Source organism: Pseudooceanicola sediminis, assembly GCF_003575965.1.
Taxonomy (GTDB): Bacteria; Pseudomonadota; Alphaproteobacteria; order Rhodobacterales; family Rhodobacteraceae; genus Pseudooceanicola; species Pseudooceanicola sediminis.
The window spans coordinates 148,518-162,985 of record NZ_QWJJ01000011.1 but is presented as its reverse complement, the minus strand read 5'-3'; the positions used below and the strand labels follow the sequence as shown (position 1 = coordinate 162,985).

General features: G+C 64.8%; 14 protein-coding genes. All 14 read right to left on the bottom strand.

Annotated features, from left to right (window positions below; translation table 11 throughout):
- Positions 1–84: 84 nt before the first annotated feature.
- The 14 genes from DL237_RS13715 to pyrC all read right to left on the bottom strand — a co-directional run bounded on the left by DL237_RS13715 (position 85) and on the right by pyrC (position 14,429).
- A complete protein-coding gene (locus DL237_RS13715) occupies positions 85–768 on the bottom strand; it encodes an SDR family NAD(P)-dependent oxidoreductase (RefSeq protein ID WP_119399639.1) in 684 nt (227 codons plus the stop codon).
- Positions 769–1,003: 235 nt separating this feature from the next.
- Entirely contained in the window at positions 1,004–1,264 is a 261-nt protein-coding gene (locus DL237_RS13710; protein WP_119399638.1) for an amidophosphoribosyltransferase, read from the bottom strand.
- Positions 1,265–1,479: 215 nt separating this feature from the next.
- Entirely contained in the window at positions 1,480–2,046 is a 567-nt protein-coding gene (locus DL237_RS13705; RefSeq protein ID WP_158585644.1) for a DUF2199 domain-containing protein, read from the bottom strand.
- A 145-nt stretch (positions 2,047–2,191) separates the two neighbouring features.
- Complete coding sequence (purF, locus tag DL237_RS13700; protein WP_119399652.1) at positions 2,192–3,664, bottom strand: amidophosphoribosyltransferase; 1,473 nt, start codon at positions 3,662–3,664, stop codon at positions 2,192–2,194.
- 368 nt (positions 3,665–4,032) lie between these two features.
- On the bottom strand, positions 4,033–4,602 hold the full coding sequence (locus DL237_RS13695; protein WP_119399636.1) for a CvpA family protein: 570 nt from the start codon (positions 4,600–4,602) through the stop codon (positions 4,033–4,035).
- A gap of 30 nt (positions 4,603–4,632) precedes the next feature.
- Positions 4,633–6,000 carry a DNA repair protein RadA gene (radA, locus tag DL237_RS13690; protein WP_119399635.1) on the bottom strand — a complete coding sequence of 456 codons (1,368 nt, stop codon included), beginning with the start codon at positions 5,998–6,000 and terminating at the stop codon, positions 4,633–4,635.
- Positions 6,001–6,092: 92 nt separating this feature from the next.
- Positions 6,093–6,527 carry a paraquat-inducible protein A gene (locus DL237_RS13685; protein ID WP_119399634.1) on the bottom strand — a complete coding sequence of 145 codons (435 nt, stop codon included), beginning with the start codon at positions 6,525–6,527 and terminating at the stop codon, positions 6,093–6,095.
- Positions 6,527–7,273 (bottom strand): ABC transporter ATP-binding protein, encoded by a 747-nt coding sequence (locus DL237_RS13680; protein WP_119399633.1) that lies wholly within the window; start codon positions 7,271–7,273, stop codon positions 6,527–6,529. Before DL237_RS13680 ends, DL237_RS13685 begins: the two co-directional genes overlap by 1 nt.
- Complete coding sequence (locus DL237_RS13675) at positions 7,270–8,055, bottom strand: MlaE family ABC transporter permease (protein ID WP_119399632.1); 786 nt, start codon at positions 8,053–8,055, stop codon at positions 7,270–7,272. The genes DL237_RS13680 and DL237_RS13675 overlap by 4 nt, the downstream gene beginning before the upstream one ends.
- The gene (gene alr, locus DL237_RS13670; protein WP_119399631.1) at positions 8,056–9,099 is read right to left on the bottom strand and encodes an alanine racemase; all 1,044 of its coding nucleotides are present in this window, start codon (positions 9,097–9,099) and stop codon (positions 8,056–8,058) included.
- Between the two features lie 208 nt (positions 9,100–9,307).
- Positions 9,308–10,141 carry a DUF1194 domain-containing protein gene (locus DL237_RS13665; protein ID WP_119399630.1) on the bottom strand — a complete coding sequence of 278 codons (834 nt, stop codon included), beginning with the start codon at positions 10,139–10,141 and terminating at the stop codon, positions 9,308–9,310.
- A 447-nt stretch (positions 10,142–10,588) separates the two neighbouring features.
- On the bottom strand, positions 10,589–12,073 hold the full coding sequence (locus DL237_RS13660; RefSeq protein ID WP_119399629.1) for a replicative DNA helicase: 1,485 nt from the start codon (positions 12,071–12,073) through the stop codon (positions 10,589–10,591).
- 513 nt (positions 12,074–12,586) lie between these two features.
- Complete coding sequence (locus DL237_RS13655) at positions 12,587–13,264, bottom strand: orotate phosphoribosyltransferase (RefSeq protein ID WP_119399628.1); 678 nt, start codon at positions 13,262–13,264, stop codon at positions 12,587–12,589.
- A 127-nt stretch (positions 13,265–13,391) separates the two neighbouring features.
- Complete coding sequence (pyrC, locus tag DL237_RS13650) at positions 13,392–14,429, bottom strand: dihydroorotase (protein WP_119399627.1); 1,038 nt, start codon at positions 14,427–14,429, stop codon at positions 13,392–13,394.
- Positions 14,430–14,468 lie beyond the last annotated feature (39 nt).

Sequence of the window (14,468 nt, the reverse complement as noted above, 5' to 3'; positions counted from 1 at the left end):
GGGGCTGAGCGGCGGCTCCGCCACCCCCGGGCAGCGGCACGCGAGCGGGCGCGCGCCGCTGGTCGGCGGCACGTCGGCGGCCAGTCAGGTGGCGGGGGTCAGGACCGTCGCCAGCAGGCGCGCGGCCTCGTCAGGGCAGGGGGTGAGGGCGGCGCGGTCTTCGCCGGGATAGAAGCGGGCGCGCACGGCCGTCGGCATCGGGCGGGGCGTCAGGATCTGCACGCGTGGCCCCGTGCGCACCGTTTCCGCCGCCCAGGAGCGGGCCATGGCGATCTGTGCGGCCTTGGTCGCGCCGTAGGAGGCAAAGAACTTGGCCCCCGGCGCGGCAGGGTCATCAAAGAACAACGCGGTGCCGGTCCGGCCCAGCAGCGGCGCGACATAGGGTACGAGGTGACCCATGGCGGTGACGTTGGTCTCAAGCGACTTTGACCAGTCCTTGGCGTCGACATGGCTGGCCGGGGTCAGCGGCGCGGTATGCACGGCGGTATGTGCCCAGAGGGCGATGCCACCCCAGCGATCGTAGATCGACCGGCAAAGTTGCGCCATCGCGTCGGGTTTGGTGACATCCATCGGCGCCAGCGTGGCCGAGCCGCCCGCCGCCTGGATGCGGTCGTCCAGCTCTTCGAGTGCGCCGACGGTCCGGGCCACGGCCACGACGTGATGGCTGTGCGACAGGGCATAGGCAAGCGCCGCGCCAAGGCCGCGCGAGGCCCCGGTGACAAGGGCCACGGGACGGTCTGCGGCGGGGGTCTGGATCTGATCGGTCATGCGGGGGGTCTTGCGTGTTTTCATCGCGCGGGTCAAGCGATCTGAGAGGCTGAGAGGCTGAGAGGCTGAGAGGCTGAGAGGCTGAGAGGCTGAGAGGCTGAGAGGCTGAGAGGCTGAGAGGCTGAGAGGCTGAGAGGCTGAGAGGCTGAGAGGCTGAGAGGCTGAGAGGCTGAGAGGCTGAGAGGCTGAGAGGCTGAGAGGCTGAGACGCTGAGACGCTGGGCTGTCCGGGGCGATCAGGAGCCGGGGATGGTCAGCGTCTGGACCGTGCCGCCGCTGGCAAGCTGGAGCTGGCCGTTGCCGATGGCCAGCACGCGGGTAAAGCCGAGGCCGAGGCGATCACCGGCACTGACCTTGCGGATCCGCCCCGACCCCATGCGCAGCAAGGCCTGGGGGCCGCGCGGACCGACAATGGTGCCGAGAAGCGCGACCTCGGCCAGATCGAGCTGGTCTGCCTGGGTGGCGTTGTTGGCGACGACGCGGGGAATATTGGCCATGGGGCATGTCCTGTCATTGTGCAGTTTGCGCCGTGACATGACAGTGAGCCGCAAGGGCGGAAAGGGGCGCGGCGACGCGATGCCGCCAGTGGCACGGCCTTGCCGAGACCACGGTGCGGCACCGGCAAGGCATCGCCGGACAGAGGGTCGGGCACCCGGTCAGGCGCCGTGTCAGGTAGGCGCAGGGTCAGGCGCCCGGTCAGGCAGGGACAGGGTCAGCCGTTTGCCAGGTGCGGGCGGATGTCATCGCCCGCCGCCGCGTAGAGGTCGAGCAGGGCGTCAAACGAGATCCCTTCGGCCTGCGCTGCGGCCAGCGGGTCGGTCTGGGCCTGTGCGACGGGGCGTTCGCCGGGGCCGCCGGGCACCAGCCGGCAGGCGATATCTTCGTCCTCGAACCCCGGCAGCAGGTTGGCAATCAGCCCTTCGCAGCCTGCAAAGGGCGGGGCGTCCTGATCCAGGCTGTCGAGATAGGCGTAGAAATCGGACGGTGCGACCTGCACCCAGGGGGCGAAAAAGAACACCTCGTCGCTGCCGCGCACGGGGATCGGCAGCACCGCGTGGAGATAGCGGTTTTCGCCAAGGCGGCAGAGTTCGGCCGACAGGCGATCCTCGCCCGCGTCAAGCACCGGCGCGCCGCCGTCGAGGCGCGGGCCGAAGGGCCAGGCGTCGGGGGCGTCGTAGCCCAGGTCGAACACACCCGAGAACTGGCGCCCGTCGATCTGGCTGGTGAAGTCGGGGTCGTTGAAGCGGCGCCACCGGGCATCGAGCGAGAGGAGGTTCATGGATCGGACCTTTGGCATTTGGCCCCACCGTCATGACGCAAGCGGAACGGGGCAGGGCACGTGAAAAGGACGCCGCCATCGGAATGGCCGCGTCCTGGGATCATCTAGGGCGCGGGGCGGCGTCGTGCCACCCCCCGGCTGTGCCTTATTCGGCCGCTGTCTTGAGCTCGAACCCCTTGGCGATCATGTCGGAGGGTTCGACCGGGTATTCGCCACTGAAACAGGCGTCGCAGTATTGCGGGCAGCTGTTCTTGCGCCCGTCAGGTTCGCCCGCGGCACGGTAGAGCCCGTCGAGCGAGACAAAGCGCAGCGAATCGACGTTGAGGTGCTGGCGCATCTCTTCCTCGGACATGGTGGCGGCCAGCAGCTTTTCACGCTGCGGGGTATCGACGCCATAGAAGCAGGGCCACGCGGTCGGCGGAGAGGCGATGCGAAAGTGCACCTCGGCGGCGCCGGCATCCAGGATCATCTCCTTGATCTTGCGCGAGGTGGTGCCGCGCACGACCGAGTCGTCGACCAGAATGACCCGCTTGCCCTTGATCAGCGCGCGGTTGACGTTGAGTTTCAGACGCACGCCCATGTTGCGGATCTGCTCGGTCGGTTCGATGAAGGTGCGGCCCATGTACTGGTTGCGGATGATCCCCATGGCGTAGGGAATGCCGCTTTCCTGGGAAAAGCCGATGGCCGCCGGGGTGCCGCTGTCGGGCACGGGGCAGACCAGGTCGGCCTCGACCGGGGCTTCGCGGGCCAGCTCGACACCGATGCGGCGGCGCGTCTCGTATACGGACTGGCCGCCGATGATGCTGTCGGGCCGCGAAAAGTAGACATGTTCGAAGATGCAGAACTTGGAGGGCTGCGGGCGGAAGGGGTGGCGCGATTCGACGCCCTTGTCGGCGGAAATCACGACCATTTCGCCCGGCTCGATCTCGCGCACGAACTCGGCGCCGATGATGTCGAGCGCGCAGGTTTCCGAGCTGAGGACCCAGCCGTCACCGACCTTGCCCAGCACCAGCGGGCGCACGCCCAGCGGGTCGCGCACACCGATCAGCTTGGTTCGGGTCATGGCGACGACGGAAAACGCGCCCTCGACCCGGCGCAGGGCATCCTCCATCCGTTCGGGGATGCCCTTTTGCAGCGAGCGCGCCATCAGGTGAATGATGCATTCGCTGTCAGAGGAGCTTTGAAAGATCGACCCGCGTTCGATCAGTTCACGCCGCAGGGCAAGGGCGTTGGTGATGTTGCCGTTGTGGGCAATCGCAGCGCCGCCCATGGAAAATTCGCCAAAGAACGGTTGGACATCGCGGATCACGGCGGCCTTGGAGCCGGCTGTGGAATAGCGCACATGGCCGATGGCAAGCGGGCCGGGCAGCGTTTCCATCACGTCCGCAGAGGTGAAGTTGTCGCGCACGTAGCCGAAGCTGCGGATCGAGTTGAAGCCGAATTCGGGGTGATGACAGACGATGCCACCGGCCTCCTGGCCGCGATGCTGAAGCGCATGCAGGCCCAGGGCCACGAAGTTCGACGCGTCGGACACGCCGATCACGCCGAAAATCCCGCATTCCTCTTTCAGTTTATCGTCATCGAAGGGATGCGCGTAGAACCTTGGGGCATCTGCCAGGGATTTGACGGCGCATTGCGGCTGGTGCCGATGCGCCTGGGCAGAAATCTGAGGCTGGGTAGTGTCTTTGGGTGTGGGCAAGGGAGATGCTCCGAATCCGGTCACGTCCGTTGGGCCCCTCTTACGCGGCTTGAACCGGAGTGTCACGAAAGGATCATGACTCTGCGCCGCGCATTTCGGGAACGTGAACTTTGCGCCGCGTGCCGCTGTCGCACGCCCGCTAATGCGGCAGATGGGGCGGGATGGGGGATGGGTTGGCCCCCAAGGGGATCGCGGGGGCGGGGATCGCGGGGGCGGGCATCGGGGGGATGCCCTGCGCAGCTGCGCCCGGGCGTCACGCTGATACCGCCCCCTTGGGCGCTGGTCGGTTACTGTGCCGCGTCGGGCGCGACGCAGAAGCTGGTCAGTTCTTCGTATTGCGTGGTGATCCAGCCGAGGGCGCGCGCGGGGTCTTCGTCTTCGATCTTGCCGGTCAGCTTGGCAAAGACGACGGCAGACCGCGAGTTGTCGACCATCGGCACGTCCTGCGACGTCAGCACGGTTTCATAGACAAAGAACGCCAGCGCGACGAGGAAGATGCCGCGCGCGATGCCGAAGAGGAACCCCGCAGCCTGGTCGATGCCACCGATGACCGAGCGTTGCACAACGGAGGAAAACAGCGGCGTGAACAGCGACGCGATGGCCAGCACAACGGCAAACAGCACACCGAAGGCGGTGATGATCGAGAGTTCGCAGCTGTCGGAGATGAAATCGCCGATCACCGGGATTTCCTTGACCAGAGGCTGGATCTGCGGCGCAAAGATAAAGGCCAGGACGGCGGCGAGGATCCAGCCGATGATGGCCAGCCCTTCGCGTACGAAGCCCCGCGAATAGGCCAGCAGCGCCGACAGCAGGATGACCACGGCCACGATGCCGTCGATAAGTGTAAAACCGTCCATTAAAGTCCGTATCCCGTTTGAAGCGGCGCCTTACCCGGCGCCGAAAATCTCGCCCACGAAGCTGGTCAGATCCGCCATGCGGGTCAGTTTCAGCCCCTCGCTACTCCCCGGCTTGCCACCTTCCGGGGCGATCGCCGATGAAAAACCAAGTTTCTGTGCTTCTTTCAACCTGTTTTCCGTCTGCCCGACGGGACGTAGCGCCCCAGACAGGGAAATCTCTCCGAAAACAACGGTATCTGCCGGCAAAGCCACATCTTCGCGCGCCGAAAGCAGTGCTGCGGCCACCGCCAGATCGGCGGCAGGTTCGCTGATCTTCATGCCGCCGGCGACGTTGAGGTAGACGTCCATCCCCGCAAAGGGGATGCCGCAACGCGATTCCAGCACGGCAAGGATCATCGCCAGGCGGCTGCCATCCCAACCGACAACCGAGCGGCGCGCCTGGCTGTGCGGGGTGGGGGCGACCAGCGCCTGCACCTCGACCAGAACGGGGCGGGTGCCCTCGATCCCGGCAAAGACGACCGAGCCGGGAGAGGGGGTGCCGCGTTCGGACAGAAACAACGCCGAGGGGTTGGCAACCTGCGCCAGCCCGCCGCCGGTCATTTCGAAGACGCCGATTTCATCCGCCGGGCCAAAGCGGTTTTTCACCGCGCGCAGGATGCGGAACTGGTGGCCACGCTCGCCCTCGAAATAGAGCACGGTGTCGACCATGTGTTCGACGACGCGGGGGCCGGCGATCTGGCCTTCCTTGGTGACATGGCCAACCAGCACGACGGATGCACCGCGCGTCTTGGCGAAGGTCGTCAGTTCGTGACAGGCGGCGCGCACCTGGCTGACCGAGCCGGGGGCGCTGTCGACGGTATCGCTCCACATCGTCTGGATCGAGTCGATGATCACGAGGTCGGGGCGCTGTTCATCCAGTGTGGTCAGGATGTTGCGCAGCGAGGTGTCGGCGCCCAGCTTGACGCTGGCATCCTGAAGGCCGAGGCGGGCGGCGCGCATGCGCACCTGCGCCGAGGCTTCCTCGCCCGAGATATAGAAGGTCTTGAGGCCCTTGCCCGCGAAAGCGGCGGCCGCCTGCAACAGCAGGGTGGATTTGCCGATGCCGGGATCGCCGCCGACAAGGATGGCCGAGGCGGGCACGAGGCCACCGCCCAACACGCGGTCCAGTTCATCCATTCCGGACGCGGTGCGCGGCGGCGGGGTTTCGGCATCCGACAGATCCGACAGGGCGACGCGTTTGCCGCGGAGCGCGCCGAGGCTATTGCCCTTTGGCCCGGCCGACAGGGGCACGTCTTCGCTGATCGAATTCCATGCGCCGCAGGCTTCGCAGCGCCCCGACCACTTGGAGGTGATCGCGCCGCATTCGTTGCAGGAAAATGTCGTGACGGGTTTTGCCATGAGGGGGCTTGTGCCCGAGCCGCGCGGGGGGGTCAAAAGCATTCTGTACGCAAACGGGCGAAAGAACGCCGGTGAGGTGCGAAAACGCCGGGTCAGGCGCGTTTGGCGAGGGCCGAGATGGCGAGGGAGGCCAGCACGCAACCGGTGAACAGGTAAAGCCCCCAGGCCGTTTCTACGCGCCCGACGCCGATGCCCTTGGACAGCACGATATAGAGCGCGATCAGAAAGACATCCGCCATGGCGAGGCGACCCAGCCCGCCGGTCAGGCGGAGCCAGCGCGGGTGGGCGCGGCGCGACAGGACAGCCGCAAGGGTCAGGGTCTTGGCGACAGGCGCGATCAGGGCGAACAGCGCCACGATCCCGGCAAGCACAGGGTCGCTGTGCCAGAGCGCGGCGATGCCGGACAGGACCGAGATTTCGGACAGTCCGAACAGCGGCAGCACCCCGGCGCGCGCCAGCGGCGCCGCCCAGGACAGCGGGAACAGGATCAGCAGGGCGAGGTTGGCGAAGACCAGCGCGCGGCGCATCAGCGCACGGATTCGATGGGTCCGTCGGCGCGACCGTTGATGAACTGGTCGAGGTAGGGATCGCCGGAGGTGTCCATCTGTGCGACGGGGCCGGTCCACTGGATGACGCCACCGTGCAGCATCGCGATATTGTCGGCAATGGCGCGCACCGAGGACATGTCGTGCGTGATGGTCATCGCGGTCGCGCCCATTTCCACGACGATTTCGCGGATCAGGTCGTTGATGACACCGGCCATGATCGGATCGAGGCCGGTGGTGGGTTCGTCGAAAAAGATGATCTCGGGATCCGCGGCGATGGCGCGGGCCAGGCCGACGCGCTTTTGCATGCCGCCCGAAAGTTCGGCCGGAAGGCGGTCTGCGACATCGGGTTTCAGGCCGACGCGGCGCAGTTTCTCGATCGCGATCTCGCGCGCCTCGGCGCGGGGGCGTTTCAGGCTGCCACGCATCAGGCGGAAGGCGACGTTTTGCCAGACTGGCAGGCTGTCGAACAGCGCCGCACCCTGGAACAGCATCCCGAAGCGGGCGAGAAAGGCATCGCGGTCGCCCTTGGTGGCATCCGTGCCATCGACCAGGATTTTGCCCGCGTCGGGTGTCACCAGCCCCAGAACGCATTTCAGCAGCACCGATTTACCGGTGCCCGATCCGCCGATGATCACCATCGACGTGCCCTTTGGCACCTCGAGGTCGACACCGCGCAGAACGGGGTTGCTGCCAAAGGTTTTCGTGACCTGTTCAAGGCGTATCATAGCGAGAAGAACACCCCCGTGAGCAGGAAGTTGCAGGCCAGGATCAGGATCGAGGCGGCCTCGACCGACGATTTCGTCGCGGCACCGACGCCCTGTGCGCCGCGCCCGGAGTTGATGCCGAAATAGCACCCCATCAAGGCGGCGATCACGCCGAAGGCCGCGCCTTTGACCAGCGACGAGATGACGTCGAGCGGTTCGAGGAAGTTCACGGTGTTCTGGATGTAGGCGGCGGGGTTGAAGCCCAGCGAATAGGTCGACACGAGATAGCCGCCCATCACGCCGATGATGTCGCCGATGCCGACCAGCACGGGCACCGTGACCAGTGCTGCCAGGACACGCGGCACCGTGAGGTATTTCATCGGGTGGGTCGACAGGGTGATCAGGGCATCGATCTGCTCGGTCACCTTCATCGTGGCGATTTCCGCAGCGATGGAGGACGTGACGCGCGCGGCGATCATCAGACCGACCATGACAGGCCCCAGTTCGCGCACGATACCGATGGCGACGATCTGCGGCACGACGGATTCGACATCGAAACGCGATCCGCCCGCATAGATCTGCAAAGCCAGCGCGCCCCCGGTGAAGATCGACGTCAGCCCGACCACCGGCAGCGACAGCCAGCCGATGTTGAGCAGGGCGAGGATGAATTCACGGCCATAAAAGGGCGGGCGCAGCAGATGCGATACGGTCTGCGCAAAGAAGATCACGACCCGGCCGAACACGGCCAGGACCCCCAGAACGGCGCGCCCGATATGGGCGAGGAGGCGCAGGATGAGGGCCATCTACTCGGCATAGCTCCGCAGGTAGCGACCGCCGAGCGACGTCAGGATTTCGTAGCCGATGGTGCCGGCGTTGTCGGCCAGCACATCGACGGTCTGAACCTCGTTCAGCAGGCTGAGATACTCGGGCGTTTCCTCCGCGAGGTCGCTGATGTCGACGGTGATCAGGTCCATCGAAATGCGCCCGACGACGGGGCAGGCGACGTTGCCGGCATAGAGCATGGTGTTCGGACCCATGACGCGGTGGATGCCGTCGGCATAGCCTGCGGCCACCGTCGCGATCAGGCTGGGGCGCTGTGCCGTCCAGGTGTTGCCGTAGCCGACGGTTTCACCCACCCCGACGTCGCGGGTCTGGATGATCGGCAGGTCCAGGTGGGCCACCGCCGTTGCCTCCTGGAACGGGAAACCGCCATAGAGGCCGATGCCGGGGCGCGTCACATCGCAGTGATACTGCGGCCCCAGCAGGATGCCGCCCGTGGCGGAGAGAGAGCAGGGCACGCCAAGGCCCTGGGTCATTTCCCGAAACATTTCAAGCTGATGCGCATTCATCGGGTGATCGGGTTCGTCGGCGCAGGCCAGGTGCGACATGATCAGGGTCGGGTTCTGGGCCAGGGCGATATCGCGCAGGGCATCCCATTCGCCCGGCTCCATGCCGAGGCGGTTCATACCGGAATCGAGCTGAACACCGAAGGCATGGCCGGGCAATGCCTCGACGTGGCGCAAGAGCTGGTCGATGGAGTTCAGCATCGGCGTCAGCCCGGCCTGGGCGATCAGATCGGTGTCGCCATTCATGTGCCCGGAAAAGACGTTGATTTCGGGCCCGGGGCCGAGCGCGCGGCGCAGGGCCGCACCTTCTTCGGCGACGGCGACGAAAAAACGGCGTGCCCCGGCCGCGGCAAGCGCCCGGCCGACGCGTTCCACCCCCAGGCCATAGCCGTTTGCCTTGACCACCGCACCCGTTTCCACGGTTGCGGCAGAGGCGGAATCCAACGTGCGCCAATTGGAAGTCAGCGCGTCGAGGTCGATGGTCAGGCGTGCGGTGCTCATGGCCGCTTTTTGCTGGGCCGCGCGCGGCTGTGCAAGGGGAATATCCAGGGCGGGCCGGTATTGGCGCGGTGTCCCGCTGACGGCGGCGGGTAAATGCGCCGGGCCGGAGCAACCAGAGAGCGGCTGGTGCGACAGTAAATCGGGGGACGAGACGTATCAGGCGAGGTGTATGGAGATGTCGTGCGGACCGGGTCCGTCGGCGCGGGCCCTACGGTTCCCAGTTCTGGCGAAAACGGTCCCAGGTCTTTTCCCCGGCCATGCAATCATAGGTGCCGGGGGCGGTTCCGGCGACCGGAACGATCATTTCGGCGTGCTGGATACGCGGCACTGCCGAGGCGATCTCCATCAGGATCTTCTGACGCACCGCGCTGGCAAATTCATCCCAGCTGTGCACCGCGACCACAAAGGCGCCATGGCCGCCGATCACGCAATCGCGATAATAGGCGTCCAGGTCATTGACCGTCCATTGAGAGCCGACGCCTTCGTCGGTCATCAGGGGCAGCCCGTTGATGACGATGCCCTGCGCCAGGACGCGATCACGCGATGGCACCACCGGCGCACCGGAATTGTTCGGACCGTCGCCAGAGACGTCGATCACGCGTCGCAATCCCTGATATTGATTGTTTTCAATCAGTTCCGCGGCATAGTCGAGCGCGGATGAGATCGAGGTACGCTGCATTCCGAAGGGTTGCGTGTTCATCAGGATGGCCGAGACGGCCTCGGCCTCGGGCAGGGTGCCGATGGTGGTCCAGTCCAGCACGATGCGGTGGCTGCCCGGCCCGGCCCATTCGACATAGGTGACCGCGATCCGCCCCAGAAAGCCCTGGGCGATCACGTCCATGACCGCGTCGCTGGTCAGCGCGGCTGCATAGCCGTGGCGCTGGATGTCCAGTTCGTGCGTGGTCATCGAGCGGGACACGTCCACCATGAGCGCCAGTTCGACATCGACCTCGATCAGGGTGGGGTCGTAACTGAAATCTATGCCTTCGGCCCATACGCGGGCTGGCAAAAGGGCGAGGAGGAGGAGAATTACATACCGCATGTCAGCAAGTGTCCCGTTATGTCAGCAAGTGTCCTGTTGGTTGCACGAGTCTGTCCAGACTATTCGCTGCGTTGCAGCGAACATGTGCGGTCAGCACCCTCTGATGTGCCTAAAGAATTAGCCGTTTTGCGTTAACGGCAGATTTCCAGACCTCAGAAAACTTCATTTTCTGAACAAAGGGTGGAGAGGCGCTACGAGCGGGTGCTTAACTTTTTGGCAGGAAGTTATGCTGCGGGTGCACTGTGGCGCCGCGCGTCATGACTCGTGCCCGCGCCCTACGGCGTGACGCGGCGGGATATCCGCGCGCGCTGGCGGGCCCCTCCGGCGCAGGCAACGGCAGGACAGGCCGCGCATGATACCTTGCGCGACCAGACGGGTTTCGCCAGTCAGATCATGGGGTTGGCATCAGCAAACCGGGAAGGCCCGGCAATTGCCCGGGCAGGGCGATCAGTATTCGCCGGCATCCTGTTGCCAGGGTTTGGCAAGGTTGCCAAAGCGGGTAAAGCGCCCCTCGAAGGACAGCTCGATCGAGCCGATGGGGCCGTGCCGCTGCTTGCCGATGATCACTTCGGCCTTGCCATGCAGACGTTCCATCCGCTGCTGCCAGGCCGCGATTTCGTCCAGACGGTCATCCGACGGCTTTTCACGTTCGACATAATATTCCTCGCGGAACACGAACATCACCACGTCGGCATCCTGTTCGATCGAGCCCGATTCCCTGAGGTCTGAAAGCTGGGGTCGCTTGTCTTCACGGTTTTCAACGCCGCGCGACAGCTGCGACAGCGCAATGACGGGGATGTTCAGCTCTTTCGCGATGGCCTTCAGGCCCATCGAGATCTCGCCAATCTCCTGCACACGGTTGTCTGCCGTCCCGCGCACGAGTTGCAGGTAGTCGACGATCAGCAGGTCCAGCCCGTGGGTGCGCTTCAGACGGCGGGCGCGGGCCGACAGCTGCGCGATCGGAATGGCCGCGGTGTCGTCGATATAGAGCGGGCAGGATTCCAGGTCCTTGGCGGCCTGCACGAAGCGGCGGAACTCCTCCTCGGTCATGTCGCCGCGCCGGATCTGTTCGGAGGGCACCTCTGCCGCCTCGGACAGGATACGCGCTGCAAGTTGCTCGGCGCTCATCTCCAGCGAATAAAACCCGACAACGCCGCCCTCGATGGCCCCCTGGGTGCCATCGGGCAGGGTGCCGCGCTTGTAGGCCTTGGCAATGTTGAAGGCGAGGTTGGTCGCCAGCGAGGTCTTGCCCATCGATGGGCGGCCGGCAAGGATCAGAAGGTCGGATTTGTGCAAACCGCCCAGCTTTCGGTCCATGTCGATCAACCCGGTCGAAATCCCGGCCAGGCCACCCTCGCGCATGTAGGCGGCATTGGCGACCTGAACGGCGTCGGTCACGGCCTTGAGGAAAGAGACGAAGCCGCTTTCGGCCTGGCCCTGCTCGGACAGCTTGTAGAGCTTTTGTTCCGCCTGGACGATCTGTTCGCGGGGGTCGTTGTCGACATCCACCTTGGTCGCGGCGGCCGAGATATCCTGTCCCAGTCGGATCAGTTCACGCCGCACGGCCAGATCATAGATCATCTGCGCGTAGTCGCGCACCGCGAACGACGAAACCGCGGCCCCGGCCAGCTTGGCCAGGTAGGATGGCCCGCCCAGTTCCTTCAGTCCTTCGTCATCGGACAGAAACGCCTTGAGCGTGACAGGCGAGGCGAGGTTGTTCTTGGCGATCCGGGCCGCGGCAATCTCAAAGATCCGGGCATGGACCGGGTCATAGAAATGCCGCGCGCCGATGACCTGGGCAATGCGGTCATAGACGTCATTGTTGGTCAGGATGGCGCCGAGCAGCTGCTGCTCGGCCTCAACGGAATGGGGCATGGTATCGGGCATCTCGACACTTGCGCCCGTCGGATTGAATGCCGTGATCTCGTTCATTGGTATCCCCTGTTTCCCCGCCTGTCCCGTCGCCGGTCAGCGCCTCGCGTCAAAGTGCGCCGTCCTGGGCCTGGCCCGATATTTCCCGGCAGACCGGATGGGCTGCCCGCGCCGCGATCTGTCCCGAGTTTGCCTGTTTCGCGCTCGCATGTCCTGCGCTTGCCTGACCCGTATTTTCCGCCCGAGCTTTCCAGACCGGAGTTCTGCCAACCTGACTTTTCGCGCCTCGTGTTTTCGAGGTGCTTAGCGAACCTGGCCACCCACAGGCAAATTGTATAATCCTGTGGATAAGCGGTGCATGATCACTTTTACCAGATGATGTGCAAAATTGCGACATAAACGCAAGACCTGTGCCATCTCATGACGGGAAACGCGTTTTGCGCGGATCCCGCCCGGCAAGGTGCCGCTTGTTTGGCCAATCACCGCTGCCATTGCCCCGCGCTGCCCGTCGGACGCCAGGTGTCGGAGGTCAGGCGTTGGAGCCCAGCCGCGACGGCAGAGGGGGAATCGCGTCTACGCCTTGCGGGCATCCTGCCAGGCACGAGGGGCCTTCAAGAACGCCTCGACCTCATCAAGCGTCGAGGTGCTGAAATCGGCGCGTGTGCGCGCCTCCTCCAGCACGTCCCACCAGGTGCAAAGATGATGCAGAGTTACCCCATGCTCGGCCAGCTTTTCCTCGGTGCCATCGAAAATACCGTAAAAGAAAATCACGGCCGTGTGCGCGCAACTGGCGCCGGTTTCCCGGATCGCATCGACGAAAGACAGCTTGGATCCGCCATCTGTCGTCAGATCCTCGACCAGCAGCACCCTCTGGCCCTCGCTCATCGCGCCTTCGATCCTGGCATTGCGACCATAGCCCTTTGGCTTCTTGCGTACATAGGTCATCGGCAGGGCCATGCGTTCGGCAACGAGCGCGGCGAACGGAATGCCCGCCGTTTCGCCCCCCGCAATATTGTCGAAGGCCTCGAGCCCGGCATTGCGCATCACCGTGCAGGTCATGAAATCCATCAGGGTGGAACGGATGCGCGGAAATGAAATCAGTTTGCGGCAGTCGATGTAGGTCGGCGAGGGCAGGCCGGACGCGAGGGTGAAGGGCTCCTCCGCGTTGAAGTGCACGGCCTGGATGTCGAGCAACATGCTGGCCGTCAGCCGGGCTATTTGCTCTTTCGAGGGGTAGGAGCTTGGGATCATGATCGCATCCTCTGAAAATGTTCAATGTTTCCCTGTTTCAAGTATCCCCGCCGGAGGCTTGGGGCTTCCGATGGAAGCCCCAAAAAGGTCATGCCTCCGGCGGGGATATTTTTGACAGGGAAACCAATTAGTCCGCTACATGCCAGGCGGGCGTGAAACCGGGATCGAAGATGGTGACGGGGCCATCGCCGCTCTCGATCTTGGTCGGGACGTCGCGCGCGCCACGAGCGAGTGTGAGGGTATCGGCATTGACCGGCAGGCGGTAGAAATTTGCCCCGTTCAGCGAGGTGAATGCCTCGAGCTTGTCGAGGGCGTTTTCCTGTTCGAAGACATGTGCGAGGATCGGCATCGTGTTGGTGGCGGTAAAGCAGCCGGCGCAGCCGCAGGCGCATTCCTTGGCCGGATCGACGTGCGGCGCACTGTCGGTTCCCAGGAAGAAGCGCGGATCGCCCGAGGTCGCGGCCTGGCGCAGTGCCTTTTGGTGGGTGGCGCGTTTTGCGACGGGAAGGCAGTAGTAGTGCGGCTTGATCCCGCCCACCAGGATATGATTTCGATTGATGACGAGGTGGTGCGTCGTGATCGTCGCTCCCAGTCCTGCGGGGGCTGAGCGGACATAATCGGCCGCTTGCGACGTGGTGATGTGTTCCATGATGACCCGCAGCTCCGGCAGGTCGCGTCGCAGCGGGTCGAGAACCTTGTCGATGAAGACGGCTTCGCGGTCGAAGATGTCGACCTCTGCATCCGTGACTTCGCCGTGGGTGCACAGGGGCAATCCGATCCGTGCCATCTGTTCGAGGACCGGACGGACCTTGTTGAAGTCGCGCACGCCCGAGGCCGAGTTCGTCGTTGCCCCGGCCGGGTAGAGCTTGACCGCCCTGATCAGCCCTGCAGCATGGGCCGCCGCGACGTCGGCCGGGTCGGTTTCCTCGGTCAGGTAGAGTGTCATCAGGGGCTGGAAATCCATTCCCTCGGGCAGGGCGGCCAGGATGCGGTCGCGGTAGGCGGCGGCCTGCGCCCCTGTCACCACCGGCGGTACCAGGTTCGGCATGATGATGGCCCGGGCGAAGTGACGCGCGGTTTCGGGCAGGACGGCCTCCAGCATGGCGCCATCGCGCAGGTGCAGGTGCCAGTCGTCGGGGCGGTGGATCGTGAGGCTATCGGTCATGATTGCCGATTAACCCAAGCGCCTTGAAAGTGCCAGAGG

Bases quoted from the DNA above. Each gene is read 5' to 3' on its own strand.
- DL237_RS13715 (WP_119399639.1), bottom strand. From the start codon at position 768: ATGACCGATCAGATCCAGACCCCCGCCGCAGACCGTCCCGTGGCCCTT.
- DL237_RS13710 (WP_119399638.1), bottom strand. From the start codon at position 1,264: ATGGCCAATATTCCCCGCGTCGTCGCCAACAACGCCACCCAGGCAGAC.
- DL237_RS13705 (WP_158585644.1), bottom strand. From the start codon at position 2,046: ATGAACCTCCTCTCGCTCGATGCCCGGTGGCGCCGCTTCAACGACCCC.
- DL237_RS13695 (WP_119399636.1), bottom strand. From the start codon at position 4,602: ATGGACGGTTTTACACTTATCGACGGCATCGTGGCCGTGGTCATCCTG.
- radA (WP_119399635.1), bottom strand. From the start codon at position 6,000: ATGGCAAAACCCGTCACGACATTTTCCTGCAACGAATGCGGCGCGATC.
- DL237_RS13685 (WP_119399634.1), bottom strand. From the start codon at position 6,527: ATGCGCCGCGCGCTGGTCTTCGCCAACCTCGCCCTGCTGATCCTGTTC.
- DL237_RS13680 (WP_119399633.1), bottom strand. From the start codon at position 7,273: ATGATACGCCTTGAACAGGTCACGAAAACCTTTGGCAGCAACCCCGTT.
- DL237_RS13675 (WP_119399632.1), bottom strand. From the start codon at position 8,055: ATGGCCCTCATCCTGCGCCTCCTCGCCCATATCGGGCGCGCCGTTCTG.
- alr (WP_119399631.1), bottom strand. From the start codon at position 9,099: ATGAGCACCGCACGCCTGACCATCGACCTCGACGCGCTGACTTCCAAT.
- DL237_RS13665 (WP_119399630.1), bottom strand. From the start codon at position 10,141: ATGCGGTATGTAATTCTCCTCCTCCTCGCCCTTTTGCCAGCCCGCGTA.
- DL237_RS13660 (WP_119399629.1), bottom strand. From the start codon at position 12,073: ATGAACGAGATCACGGCATTCAATCCGACGGGCGCAAGTGTCGAGATG.
- DL237_RS13655 (WP_119399628.1), bottom strand. From the start codon at position 13,264: ATGATCCCAAGCTCCTACCCCTCGAAAGAGCAAATAGCCCGGCTGACG.
- pyrC (WP_119399627.1), bottom strand. From the start codon at position 14,429: ATGACCGATAGCCTCACGATCCACCGCCCCGACGACTGGCACCTGCAC.